This window comes from Rugamonas apoptosis (assembly GCF_014042355.1).
GTDB classification, from domain to species: domain Bacteria; phylum Pseudomonadota; class Gammaproteobacteria; order Burkholderiales; family Burkholderiaceae_D; genus Rugamonas; species Rugamonas apoptosis.
In genome coordinates this window covers 147,612-160,420 of the sequence record NZ_JACEZU010000001.1, presented here as the reverse complement: position 1 = coordinate 160,420, position 12,809 = coordinate 147,612, and the positions used below count along the sequence as shown (strand labels likewise).

Below are 12,809 nucleotides of genomic sequence, written 5' to 3'. Positions count from 1 at the left end.
ATGGACTTCCATCCCACCCCCCGCCAGCTCGGCTTCATCAAGGGCGGCATCTTCGCGCTGGCGCTGGTCCCCTTCCTGCGCATGGTCTACCTGACCGTGACCGGGCAACTGGTCGAACCGCTGGAATTCATCACGCGCGGCACGGGCGACTGGACTCTGTATTTCCTGTGCATCACGCTGGCCGTCACGCCGCTGCGCAAGCTGAGCAAGTGGAACTGGCTGATCAAGCTGCGCCGCATGCTGGGCTTGTTCGTGTTCTTCTATGCGGCGCTGCACTTCACCACCTTCCTGTGGTTCGACCACTTCTTCGATGTGCAGGAAATGTGGAAGGACGTGCTCAAGCGGCCCTTCATCACGGTCGGTTTCTCGGCCTTCGTGCTGCTGGTGCCGCTGGCCGTGACCAGCACCAACGCCATGGTGCGCCGCCTGGGCGGCAAGCGCTGGCAGTGGTTGCACCGCCTCGTGTATGTGGTGGCGCCGCTGGGCATACTGCACTTCTGGTGGATGAAGGCGGGCAAGCATAACTTCACGCAGCCCATCCTCTTCGGTGTGATCGTGGCGCTGCTGCTGGGCGTGCGCTTGCTGTGGCGCCGCAAGCAGGCGCGCAGCCAGCAACCGGGCTGCGCCTGCGCCATGCCGGCGCCCAGGGATGCGGCCCAGCGGACTGGGTAAGTACGGGCAGAGGGAAGGGCGGGCCGCCGCGACAGTGACGGCCCGCAGGGGAGGGGAATTACTTGATGAGCGATTCCAGCGCGTACAGCTCGGCCGGGGTTTCGCGGCGGCGCACCAGGTGGCACACGTCGCCGTCCACGATCACTTCGGCCGCGCGGCCACGGGTGTTGTAGTTGGACGCCATCGTCAAACCGTAGGCGCCGGCCTGCATCATGGCCAGCAAGTCGCCCTGTTCCACCGCCAGGGCGCGGTCGCGCGCCAGCCAGTCGCCCGATTCGCAGATCGGACCCACCACGTCATAGGTCTGGGCCGGCGTGTTGCCCGGGGCTACGGCCTGCATATCCATCCACGCCTGGTACAGGGCCGGGCGCATCATGTCGTTCATGGCCGCGTCCACCACGCAGAAATTCTTTTCCACGCCGTGCTTGATGAATTCCACTTTCGTCAGCAGCACACCCGTGTTGCCCACGATGGAGCGGCCCGGTTCGAAGATCACCTTGATCGGCTTGCCGTCATGGCGCGCGGCGCGCCACGCGTCCACCTTGGCGAATACGCGGCCCAGGTAGTCGGCCACGGCCACGGGCGGGGTTTCGCCCTGCTCACCATAGTTGATGCCGATGCCGCCGCCGATGTCCAGGTGGTGCAGCACGATGCCTTCCGCACCTAGCGTGTCGATCAGCTCGATCAGGCGGTCCAGCGCTTCCAGCAGGGGGGTGTCGTCCAGCAATTGGGAGCCGATATGGCAGTCGATACCGGCCACTTCCAGGTGCGGCAACTGGGCCGCCGTACGGTAGGTGGCCAGCGCGTCGTCGAAGGCCACGCCGAACTTGCTGGCTTTCAGGCCGGTGGCGATATAAGGGTGGGTCTTGGGATCGACGTTGGGGTTCACGCGCAGCGACACGCGGGCCCGCTTGCCCATGGCGCCGGCCACTTCGTTGAGGCGGTGCAGTTCGGGGATCGATTCCACGTTGAAGCACAGGATGTCGTGCTGCAGCGCCAGGCGCATTTCTTCCACGCTTTTACCCACGCCCGAGAAGATCACCTTGCGCGGATCACCGCCAGCCGCGATCACACGTTGCAGCTCGCCGCCGGACACGATGTCGAAACCGGCGCCCTGGCGCGCCAGCAAGTCCAGGATGGCCAGGTTGGAATTGGCTTTCATGGCGTAGCACACCAGCGCGTCGCGGCCCTGGCAGGCGTTGGCGTAGGCGGCGAAGTTGCCCAGCAGGGCGGCCTTGGAATAGACGTAGGTCGGGGTGCCGAACTGTTCGGCGACGGCGCTCAGGGCGACGCCTTCGGCGTGCAGCACGCCGTCTTGGTAAGCAAATTGCGACATAAATTAATGTTCGATGGCAGAGGTGGTGGGGGCCGGCGCGGCGGGTGCCGGGCCGTTGCTCGTGGCGGGCTTGGCGGGTGCCTTGGGCAGGTACAGCGGGCCGGGTTGGCCGCAGGCGCTCAGCAAGGCGGACAGGCACAGGATGGTGCCGAAAACACGGGGAATGCGCGCGACGGAGGACTTCACGATTAGAATCATGGTTTGACTAGAGAATATGGGAGTGTAGCATGGGCGAAACGGAATTCCTGGCGCAGGCGGAAAGTGCGCTGAATGCCATCGAGACGGCGCTGGACCGCTTGAACGACGAGGACATGCTTGATGTCGAGTGCAGCCGCAGCGGCAATGTGCTGGAAATCGAGTTCCTCAACAACGGTTCCAAGATCATCGTCAACAGCCAGGCCGCCATGCGGGAACTGTGGGTGGCCGCGCGTGCCGGCGGTTTCCACTACAGGCAGCGCGACGGCCAGTGGCGCAACACGCGCGACGATACGGAACTGTACGCGGCCTTGTCCGAACTGGTGACCGCCCAGTCCGGCTCGCCGGTCGTCATTGCCCCGGACTGATGTCGCCGGACTGATCCCGCCGGCGTGGGGCGACCGTCAGAACAGCTCGTTCTTGACGGTGTCCTTGGCTTTTTCCTCGGCTGGCGTGCCATGGCCCGGACCGTCCAGGTTGTGCACGCCGGTGCCGGGCGGATTTTCCGCGTAATAGTATTCGTCGCCCACCAGCATCATCCCCTCAGGCACGGCCCGTTCCTCGATCGGAATGCTCTTCAGCGCTTTCTGCATGTAGCCGATCCAGATCGGCAGCGCCAGGCCGCCCCCCGTTTCCTTGTTGCCCAGGTTCTTGGGCTGGTCGTAACCGATCCACGCGATGCCCACCAGCTTGGGCTGGTAGCCGGCGAACCAGGCGTCGATGGAATCGTTGGTGGTGCCCGTCTTGCCGGCGATGTCGGGCCGCTTGAGCACCAGCGCCTTGGTGGCCGTGCCGAAGCGCACCACGTCCTTGAGCATGGAATCCATCAGGAAGGCGTTGCGCTCGTCGATCACGCGGTTCTTGTCGTCGCCGGCCAGCTCCGGCGCGGCCTGCGACAGCACCTTGCCGTCCGCGTCCGTCACCCTGGCGATCAGGTAAGGGCTGACCTTGTAGCCGCCGTTGGCGAACACGGCGTAGGCGCCTGCCATCTGCAGCGGCGTCACGTTGCCCGCGCCCAGCGCCAGCGTCAGGTAGGGCGGATTCTTGTCGGCGTCGAAGCCGAAGCGGGTGCTGTATTCCTGGCCGTACTTGGCGCCGATCCTGTTCAGGATGCGGATCGAGATCATGTTCTTGGACTTGGTCAAGCCGCGGCGCATGGTCATCGGCCCTTCATACTTGTTGTCGTAGTTCTTCGGTTCCCACGCCTGGCCGCCGGTCTGGCCGGCGTCGAACGAGATCGGCGCGTCGTTGATCACGGTGGCCGGCGACAGGCCCCGTTCCAGCGAAGCCGAATAGATGAAGGGCTTGAACGAGGAACCGGGCTGGCGCCAGGCCTGGGTCACGTGGTTGAACTTGTTGCGGTTGTAATCGAAGCCGCCCACCATGGCCTTGATGGCGCCATCCTGGGTGCTGGCCGAGATGAAGGCCGATTCGATTTCCGGCATCTGCGTCACTTGCCAGTCCTTGCCTTCCTGCATCACGCGGATCACGGCGCCACGGCGGATGCGCTTGTTGGGCGCGGCCTTGTCCGACAGCCACGAGCGGCCCATCTCCAGGCCCGCGCCCGTGATGGTGATCTCCTCGCCCGAGGCGGTGACGGCCGTGATCTTTTGCGGCGACGCCTGCAGCACCATGGCGGCCACGATGTCGTCGCTGTCGGGGTGGTCGGCCAGTTCCGACTCGATGGCGTCGTCGGCCTCCTCCTTGTTGCCGGGGATGTCGATGTAGGCTTCCGGCCCGCGGTAGGCGTGGCGCTTCTCGTAATCCATCACGCCCCGGCGCAGCGCCAGGTAGGCCGCGTCCTGGTCGGCCTTGGTGATGGTGGTGAATACGTTCAGGCCACGGGTGTAGGTGTCTTCCTTGAACTGCTCATAGACCAGCTGGCGCGCCATTTCCGCCACATACTCGGCGTGCACGCCGAACTCGCTGCTGTCGGTCTTGACCTTGAGCTGCTCGGCCTTGGCTTGTTCGAACTGCTTGTCGCTGATGTAGCCCAGCTCGTGCATGCGCACCAGGATGTACTGCTGGCGCGTGCGCGCCCGTTTCGGGTTGACCACCGGGTTGTAGGCCGACGGCGCCTTGGGCAGGCCGGCCAGCATGGCCGCCTCGGCCACGGAGATATCCTTCAGGTTCTTGCCGAAATAAATCTGGGCCGCCGACGAGAAGCCGTAGGCGCGCTGGCCCAGGTAGATCTGGTTCATGTACACCTCGAGGATCTGGTCCTTGCTGAGGTTCTGTTCGATCTTCCATGCCAGCAGCGCCTCATACGCCTTGCGCTTGAGGGTCTGTTCGCTCGACAGGAAGAAGTTGCGCGCCACCTGCTGGGTGATGGTGGAGGCGCCCTGGCGCGCGCCGCCCGTCAGGTTGTGCACGCTCGCCCGCAGGATGCCCATGTAGTCGATGCCGCCGTGCTCGTAGAAGCGGTCGTCCTCGATGGCCAGCACGGCCTTCTTCATCACGTCTGGAATGTCCTTGAAGCGCACCAGGTTGCGCCGTTCCTCGCCGAACTCGCCGATCAGCACGTTGTCGGAGGAAAAGATGCGCAGCGGCATCTTCGGCCGGTAGTCCGTCAGCGTGTCCAGTTCCGGCAGGTTGGGGTAGGCCAGCGCCAGGCCCAGTACCACCAGCAGCAGGGCGCCCAGGCCCAGGCCCACCATGGTGATGCCGGCCATCAGGAAGAAACGTCGGGGGCGGCCGCCATTGGCGGCGGGTGGGGTGGAGGCGGGTGGAACCGTAGGGGTGGAAGTCATGCGCGCGATCGCTTTCGGTATCAAGTGCGGGCCATTATAAGCGAGCGGCAGGGGCGGCGGCGCGATGCTGGCGTGGCACAGGAAATTTCCGCGTGAACAACAAAACAACTTAGTTATTCAGGCTGCCACAGCACGGCGCGCGAGTGTGGCGCAAGGGGCACACCAGGCCAATTGTGCACAATAGAAATACCTTTACACTTATATTGCCAGCATTTAATGTACCAACTTATGTTCGCAGTCTAAACGCTGGTTTTCCCTCGAGTTCCCTATGCAAACAGTTCCAGTGCACGTCAGGCAGTACAGCGGCGGCGGTGATGGCCGTGGCCGTGCCACCGCCCATGACCGCGGGGGGCGGCGATGATCGACCTGCAGAATCTGCTGGGCCAGGGCAAGCCGCCGCTGGTCGGGATCGACATCAGCACCTCCAGCGTGCGCCTGGTGGAACTGGCGCCGGCCGGCAAGGATGGCATCCGGCTGGAATGCTACGCGGCCGAACCGCTGCCGCGCGGCGCCGTGGTGGACGGTAATATCGAGAACCTGGACCAGGTGGTCGACGCCGTGCGCCGGGTGTGGAAGAAGAGCGGTACGCGCGCCAGACACGTGGCGCTGGGCATGCCGCCCGCGTCCGTGATCACCAAGAAAATCATCCTGCCGGCGGGGCTGTCGGAAGACCAGCTGGAAGTGCAGGTGGAATCGGAAGCGAGCCAGTACATCCCGTTCGCGCTGGACGAGGTCAGCCTGGACTTCGACGTGATCGGCCCGGCCGCCGGTTCGCCGGAAGACATCGAAGTCATGCTGGCCGCCTCGCGCCGCGAAAAAGTGGAGGACCGGGTGGCCATCGCCGAGGCGTCCGGCCTGAAGGCGCTGGTGATGGATATCGAATCGTATGCGGCGCGCGCGGCGCTGGACCGGGTGATGGCCTTGCAGCCCGACGCTGGCGCCGGCCAGGTGGTGGCGCTGTTCCAGATCGGCGCCCAGGCCACCCATATCTCGGTGCTGCTGGATGGCGCCACCATCTACGAGCGCGAGCAAGCGTTCGGCGGCGCCACGCTGACCCAGGACATCGTGCGCGCCTACGGCATGGCGTGGGACGAGGCCGAGGCGCGCAAGAAATCGGGTGACCTGCCCGACAACTACGCCGACGACCTGCTGACCCCATTCCTGGAAAGCGCCGCGCTGGAAGTGACGCGCGCGATCCAGTTCTTCTTCACCTCCACGCCCTACACCAAGGTCGACCAGTTGTACCTGGCCGGCGGCTGCGCCCTGATCCCCGGCTTGCTGGACCTGGTGGCCAGCCGCACCAAGATTTCCAGCGCCGTGGTGTCGCCCTTCAAGGGCATGACGCTGGCGCCGTCCGTGCGTGAATCGCAGTTGCGCACCGACGCGCCTGCCTACCTGGTCGCCTGCGGCCTGGCCTTGCGGAGGATGGGCTGATGATCCGGATTAACCTGCTGCCTCACCGCGAGGAAAAGCGCAAGCAGAAGAAGACCGCCTTCTTCGCCTTGCTGGGTCTGGGCGCCGTCGCCGGCGCCGCCATCGTGCTGCTGGTGGGGGCCTACAACGCGCGCCGCATCTCGATCCAGAATGAACGCAACCAGGTGATCAAGGCCGCCATCGTTTCACTCGACAAGAAGATCGCGGAAATTGCCAGCTTGAAGCAGGAGATCGAGGCGCTCAAGGCGCGCCAGCAGGCGGTGGAGGATTTGCAGGGTGACCGCAACCAGCCGGTCTACCTGATGGATGAGCTGGTCAAGCAAACCCCGGCCGGGGTCTACCTGAAAGCGTTCAAGCAGGAAGCCCAGAAAGTGAGCGTCAACGGTTATGCCCAATCGCAGGAGCGGGTCTCCGAACTGCTGCGCAACCTGGCCGGCGCCTCGCCGTGGCTCGAGCGTCCCGACCTGATCGAAGTGCGTTCCACCGGCCTGGGCCAGGGCAAGACGGCCAAGAAGGTGGTGGAGTTCAACCTCACCGTCAATATCAAGCGTCCGCGCGACAAGGACCAGCCTGAGCCGGGTGCCAAGCCGGGCGCCAAGCCCGCCGGCGCCGGCGCCGCTGCGGGCGCCAATCCGGCCGCCGTGGCCAGCGCACCGGCCACCGGCTTGCCGCCGGCCAAGCCTTGAACACAGGAACCGACATGGCCGATCTGAAATTAATGGGGGAGTCGCTGGCGGCGCAGTTTCGTGGCCTGAATGACCGGCATCCGGGCCAGTGGCCGCTGGCGCCGCGCCTGCTGTGCGCCGTGGGGGTGCTGGTGGGCGTGGTGGCGCTCGGTTATTTCGCCTACTGGGACAGCCAGTTCGAGGAACAGGACGCGGGCGCCCAGGCCGAACAGCGCTTGCGGGACGAATACCGCTTCAAGGCTGGCCAGGCCGTCAACCTGGACGCCTTGCGCGCGCAGAAGGTGCAAGTGGACCAGTATGTGGAGCGGCTGCAGAAACAACTGCCGAGCAAGGCGGAAATGGCGGCCCTGCTGTCGGACATCAACCAGGCCGGCCTGGGGCGCGGCTTGCAGTTCGAGCTGTTCAAGCCGGGCCAGGTGGTGGTCAAGGATTATTACGCCGAGCTGCCGATCGACATCAAGGTCACGGGCGGCTACCACGACATCGGCGCGTTCACGGGCGACATGGCCAACCTGCCGCGCATCGTCACGCTCAACAACATGGCCATCACGGCCGGCAAGGATGGCGGCTTGACGCTGGACGCCGTGGCCAAGACCTTCCGCTACCTCGATCCGGAGGAAGTGGCGGCCCAGCGCAAGGCCATGGCCGACAAGAAGAAGGCGGCGAAGAAATGATCACACAGCTCCCCACCTCGCGCGCCGTGCTGGCGGCGCTGGGCGCCACCGTGGCGCTGGCCGGTTGCGGCAACAGCGACGAGCAGGAAGTGCGGCAGTGGATGAAGGAGGTCGATGGCCAGGCGCGCGTGGCCGTGCAGCCACTGACGCCACCGAAGACCTTCATCCCGTTCGCCTATGCTTCCAACGACGCCATCGACCCCTTCAATCCCAACAAGCTGCTGGTGGAGCTGGCCAAGGCCGCCAACCGCGGCGGCGGCGTGCGGCCCGACATGGAGCGCCGCAAGGAATTGCTGGAGAGCTTCCCGCTCGACACGGTGAAAATGGTGGGCACGCTGCAAAAAGGCGGCGTGATCTACGCCTTGCTGCAGATCGACCGCGGCGTGTACCAGGTCCGGCCCGGCCAGCACGTGGGCCAGAACTTCGGCCTGATCACCAGCGTCACCGAGGGTGCCGTCAATATCAAGGAAATCGTACAGGATGCGACCGGCGACTGGGTCGAACGCATGTCGAAGTTGGAGCTGCAGGAAAGCAAGGAGACCACCAAATGATGCCCTTCCTCCCCACCGCGCTGGGCGCGCGTGCGCGCCAGGCCGGCCTCTCGCTGGCCATGGCGCTGGCGCTGGCCGGCGCCGCCTGGCCGGGCGTCGTGCTGGCCCAGCCGGCCGCCACGGCCGCCGCCGGCAACGCCATCGAATCGGTCAGCGCCAACCAGCAGGGGGCCAACGTGATCGTCAAGATCGCGCTGCGCGACGCACCCGACAAGCTGCCGATCGGTTTCGCCATCACCAACCCGCCCCGCATCGCGCTCGACTTCGGCGCCACCGTCAACGCCACCGGCAAGACCACCCAGGAATTGAACCTGGGCGATTTGCACAGCGTGAATGTGGTGCAGGCCGGTGAACGTTCGCGCCTGGTGTTCAACCTCAAGCGCAGCCTGAACTACGCCACCGCCATCGACGGCAACGCCATCATCCTCACCATCGACGGTTCCGGCGGCGTGGCCACGGCGGTCGACGCCAGCGGTTTGCCGGTGGCGCCAGCGAAAGGCGCGGCCGCGGCGGCGCCCGCTGGCCGGCAACTGCTGCGCGACCTCGATTTCCGCCGTGGCGCCAACGGCGAAGGCCGGGTGGTGGTCGACCTGCCCAACAGCCAGGTGGCGGTCGACGTGCGCCAGGTGGCCACCGGCGTGGTGGTGGACTTCCTCAAGACGGGCGTGCCGGAAACGCTGCGCCGGCGGCTCGACGTGGGCGACTTCGGCACCCCGGTGCACCTGATCACCACTGTGCCCCAGGGCGAGAACACGCGCATGACGATCGCGGCGCGCGGCCTGTGGGAGCAGACTGTGTACCAGAGCGAAACCCAGCTGGTGATCGACGTCAAGCCGATCAAGGAAGACCCCAACAAGCTGACCCAGGGCAGCCAGGGCTACCGTGGCGAGAAGCTGACCTTCAACTTCCAGAACGTGGAAGTGCGGGCCGCGCTGCAGGCCATCGCCGACATCTCGGGCTTGAACATCATCACCAGCGACAGCGTGTCGGGCAACCTGACCTTGCGTCTGAAGGAAGTGCCGTGGGACCAGGCGCTGGACGTGGTGCTGCAGGCCAAGGGCCTGGATATGCGCAAGAACGGCAGCGTGCTGTGGATCGCGCCCAAGGATGAGCTGCTGACCAAGGAAAAGCTGGAACTGGAGCAGAGAGCCCAGATCGCCGACCTGGAGCCGCTCAAGTCCGAGATCTTCCAGCTCAACTACCAGAAGGCTGAAGCGTTCAAGACCGTGTTCGGGCTCGACGGCGGCGGCGCCGGCGACAAGAACCGCATGCTGTCCAAGCGCGGCAGCGCCATCATCGAGCCGCGCACCAACCAGCTGTTCGTGACCGACATCGCCTCCAAGCTCGACGATATCCGCAAGCTGATCGCCAAGACCGACATCGCCACCAAGCAAGTGCTGATCGAGGCCCGTATCGTCGAGGCCAGCGACACCTTCACCCGCAACCTGGGCGCCAAGCTGGGCTTTTCCGACATGCGCACCTTGCGCGGCGGCGACTCGGGCTACCAGATCGGCAACAGCAACACCCGCATCGCCATCGGCGGCAACTTGACCGGGGTGGGGCAGGTGACGGGCCAGACCCCGGACAAGGGCGACGGCTACAACAACACCCAGTTCATCAACCTGCCGGCCGCCAACATCAACGGCGTCTCGGCCGGCAACCTGGCCGTCAGCCTGTTCTCGTCGGCCGCCAACCGTTTCCTCAACCTGGAACTGTCGGCGCTGGAGGCCGATGGCACCGGCAAGATCATTTCCAGCCCGCGCGTGATCACGGCCGACAAGGCGGTGGCCCTGATCGAGCAGGGCATCGAGCTGCCCTACCAGGTGGCCACCAGCAGTGGCGCCACCTCGATCGTGTTCCGCAAGGCCAACCTGCGGCTGGAGGTGACGCCCCAGATCACGCCCGACGGCAACGTGGTGGTGGATGTGGACGTCAACAAGGACAGCGTGGGCCAGGAAACCCGGGCCGGCTTCGCCATCGACACCAAGCACGTCAAGACCCAGGTCATGGTGGAGAACGGCGGCACGGTGGTGCTGGGCGGCATTTACCAGCAGGTCGAGCGCAAGGAAGTGAGCAAGGTGCCCTTGCTGGGGGATATACCGGTGCTGGGCTATCTGTTCCGCACCACGGGCCGCACCAATGACAAGACGGAATTGTTGGTATTCATTACGCCCAAGATAGTCGCTGAGCGGCTGTCGACGCGATAATGACAACGTTGCGCTGTAAACAAGGGTAATACGATGATCTCTACGGAAAAAAGCGTCATGAAAAAATTCACCGGATGGCTGGCCCTGCTGGCCTGCTCGACCCTGCTGGCCGCCTGCGGCGGCGGTGGCGGTTCGCCTGGCACCAACGGCAATGGGGTGGCGCCGTCCAAGGCCGCCAAGGTGGTGTTGATCGCCAGTGCCGCCACCATGGACTCGTCCGGCATCGACGGCACCGAAGTGACGCTGACGGCCATCGTCACGGACGCCAACGGCAATGCGCTGTCCGGCGAAACGGTTAATTTCGCGGCCGATTCTGGCAGCGTCAGCAACACCGTGCGCCAGACCAATTCCAGCGGCACCGTGGTGGAAAAACTCAACACCAAGGGCAATAGCACGCCGCGCGTGATCACCGTCACGGCCAGCGCCGGCAACGCCACGTCCAACAAGATCCTGGTGACTGTGGTGGCTGCCACCCCGACCCTGGTGCTGACGACCGACTCGGGTGTGCTGCAATCGGCCGGCGCGTCCGGTAATGAAGTGAACCTGGTGGCCCTGGTCAAGGACGCCAACAATTCCGTCATGCCCGGGGTGAAGGTGGACCTGGCGGCCGACTCGGGCAGCCTGACGCTGACCAACCGCATCACGGACGCCAACGGCAAGGTGACGGAGAAACTGAGCACCGGCGGCGACCCGACCTCGCGCACCATCACCGTCACGGCCCGCACGCCGGGCGCCAAGGACGTTACGGCCGTCGTCAACGTGGCCGGCAACAAGCTGGTCATCAACAACAGCAGCACCGTGAAAGTGGGCGCCAGCACCGACGTCACCGTCAAGCTGGTCGACTCGGCCGGCAACGCGCTGGTGGGACGCGCCGTCACCTTCACTTCGGGCGCCAACGCGCTCACCGTCAAGGGCGGCGGCAGCGCGCTGACCGACACGGCCGGCACCTTGCGCCTGAGCTACTCGGCCATGACGGCCGGCGCCGACACCATCGTCGTCAAGGCCATGGGCGAGACGGCCACTTCGAGCATCACCGTCAGCTCCGCCAATTTCAATGTGGCGGCCGTCGATGCCGGTGGCAACACCATCACCAGCGCCTACACCAACACTTGCCAGATCGTGGCCATCCACTACGACGTGAACGGCGTGCCGCAATCCGGTGCCGTGGCCCTGAGCGCCTCGCGCGGGTCCATCTACAGCGACCCCGGCTGCAGCAGCCCCCTGACCACGCCGCTGACGCTGGCCAATGGCAACGCCACTGGTTACGTGTCGGCGCTCAGTCCCGGCGTGGGCACGCTGACGGCCAACGCGGGCGGCGTGACGGTGCAGGGCACGCTCGAGTTCGTGGCCCCCCTGACGGCCGGCGCCGTCATCACCGTGCAGGCCGATCCGGCCGTGGTCGGCGCCAACCAGCCGGGCAGCACGGTGCAGCAGACCACGCTGCGCGCCATCGTGCGCGACGGCACGGCCGCCAACAACCTGGTCAAGAACGCCCAGGTCGCGTTCTCCATCGTGACCGACCCCAGCGGTGGTAGCCTGACCCAGCCGTCCGTGGTCACCACGGCCAGCGACGGTTCCGCCTCGGTCAGCTATATCGCCGGCACCTCCGACACCAAGCTCGACGGCGTGACCATCAAGGCCCAGCTGCAAGGCGCCTCCAACGCCAGCGCCCTGGCCACCCTGACCGTGGCCAAGAAATCGCTGTTCATCGGCGCCGGCACCGGCGCCTTCATCGGCACCCCGAACACGGCCACGTACCAGCTCGACTACGCCGTGTTCGTGACCGACGCCGCCGGCAACGCCGTGCCGGGCGTGAACATCACCGGTTCCGTGCGGCCCCGCAACTACTACAAGGGCCAGTTGTACTTCCTGGGCATCCAGGGCCCGTGGGGCATCAGCACCGACGTCGACAAGATTCCAACGGCCTGCCTGAACGAGGACACCAACGGCAACGGCATCCTGGAGTCGGGCGAGGACATCAACGGCAACGGCCGCCTTGATCCGGGGATCACCATCACTGTGACCTCCAGCGGCACCACGGACGCCAACGGCCAGGCCCTCGTGTCGCTGATCTACCCGCGCGACCGGGCCAACTGGCTGGACGTGGATCTGACCATCCGCGGCCAGGTGTCAGGCACCGAGGCGCGTTATGTGGGCTATGTGAAATTGCCGGGCCTGAACACGGACTACAGCTCCATCTCGACCACGCCGCCGGGCCGGTTCAGCCCGTATGGCACCGTGCGCACCGGCGACACTTATAATGGCGTTCTGGTGGCCAATGGCTGCGCGATCCCTAACTAAGTT

At 65.5% G+C, this 12,809-nt stretch carries 11 protein-coding genes; 8 read left to right on the top strand and 3 right to left on the bottom strand.

What is annotated here, in order from left to right; all coding sequences use genetic code 11:
* Positions 1-672 (top strand): protein-methionine-sulfoxide reductase heme-binding subunit MsrQ, encoded by a 672-nt coding sequence (gene msrQ, locus H3H39_RS00650; protein ID WP_182151347.1) that lies wholly within the window; start codon positions 1-3, stop codon positions 670-672.
* A gap of 58 nt (positions 673-730) precedes the next feature.
* Here the strand turns inward: msrQ and lysA are convergent, their stop codons facing one another.
* Both lysA and lptM read right to left on the bottom strand, forming a co-directional pair.
* The gene (lysA, locus tag H3H39_RS00645) at positions 731-2,008 is read right to left on the bottom strand and encodes a diaminopimelate decarboxylase (protein WP_182151346.1); all 1,278 of its coding nucleotides are present in this window, start codon (positions 2,006-2,008) and stop codon (positions 731-733) included.
* Positions 2,009-2,011: 3 nt separating this feature from the next.
* The gene (gene lptM, locus H3H39_RS27715; protein ID WP_311196819.1) at positions 2,012-2,194 is read right to left on the bottom strand and encodes an LPS translocon maturation chaperone LptM; all 183 of its coding nucleotides are present in this window, start codon (positions 2,192-2,194) and stop codon (positions 2,012-2,014) included.
* A 41-nt stretch (positions 2,195-2,235) separates the two neighbouring features.
* On the opposite strand from lptM, the gene cyaY reads away from it, so the two are divergent.
* A complete protein-coding gene (cyaY, locus tag H3H39_RS00635) occupies positions 2,236-2,571 on the top strand; it encodes an iron donor protein CyaY (protein WP_182151344.1) in 336 nt (111 codons plus the stop codon).
* A gap of 36 nt (positions 2,572-2,607) precedes the next feature.
* On the opposite strand, the gene H3H39_RS00630 is transcribed toward cyaY, so the two are convergent.
* A complete protein-coding gene (locus H3H39_RS00630) occupies positions 2,608-4,953 on the bottom strand; it encodes a penicillin-binding protein 1A (protein WP_182151343.1) in 2,346 nt (781 codons plus the stop codon).
* Between the two features lie 357 nt (positions 4,954-5,310).
* On the opposite strand from H3H39_RS00630, the gene H3H39_RS00625 reads away from it, so the two are divergent.
* Genes H3H39_RS00625 through H3H39_RS00600 form a run of 6 tightly spaced genes read left to right on the top strand, consistent with a single transcriptional unit; the run spans position 5,311 to position 12,806 of the window.
* The gene (locus H3H39_RS00625; RefSeq protein ID WP_182151342.1) at positions 5,311-6,387 is read left to right on the top strand and encodes a pilus assembly protein PilM; all 1,077 of its coding nucleotides are present in this window, start codon (positions 5,311-5,313) and stop codon (positions 6,385-6,387) included.
* Entirely contained in the window at positions 6,387-7,073 is a 687-nt protein-coding gene (locus H3H39_RS00620; protein ID WP_182151341.1) for a PilN domain-containing protein, read from the top strand. Before H3H39_RS00625 ends, H3H39_RS00620 begins: the two co-directional genes overlap by 1 nt.
* Positions 7,074-7,087: 14 nt before the next feature.
* Positions 7,088-7,747 carry a type IV pilus inner membrane component PilO gene (locus H3H39_RS00615; RefSeq protein ID WP_182151340.1) on the top strand — a complete coding sequence of 220 codons (660 nt, stop codon included), beginning with the start codon at positions 7,088-7,090 and terminating at the stop codon, positions 7,745-7,747.
* The gene (locus tag H3H39_RS00610; RefSeq protein ID WP_182151339.1) at positions 7,744-8,298 is read left to right on the top strand and encodes a pilus assembly protein PilP; all 555 of its coding nucleotides are present in this window, start codon (positions 7,744-7,746) and stop codon (positions 8,296-8,298) included. The genes H3H39_RS00615 and H3H39_RS00610 overlap by 4 nt, the downstream gene beginning before the upstream one ends.
* A 59-nt stretch (positions 8,299-8,357) precedes the next feature.
* Positions 8,358-10,505 carry a type IV pilus secretin PilQ gene (locus H3H39_RS00605; RefSeq protein WP_182151927.1) on the top strand — a complete coding sequence of 716 codons (2,148 nt, stop codon included), beginning with the start codon at positions 8,358-8,360 and terminating at the stop codon, positions 10,503-10,505.
* 57 nt (positions 10,506-10,562) lie between these two features.
* Positions 10,563-12,806: a beta strand repeat-containing protein gene (locus tag H3H39_RS00600; RefSeq protein WP_182151338.1), complete on the top strand. Its 2,244-nt coding sequence runs from the start codon at positions 10,563-10,565 to the stop codon at positions 12,804-12,806.
* Positions 12,807-12,809: the final 3 nt, after the last annotated feature.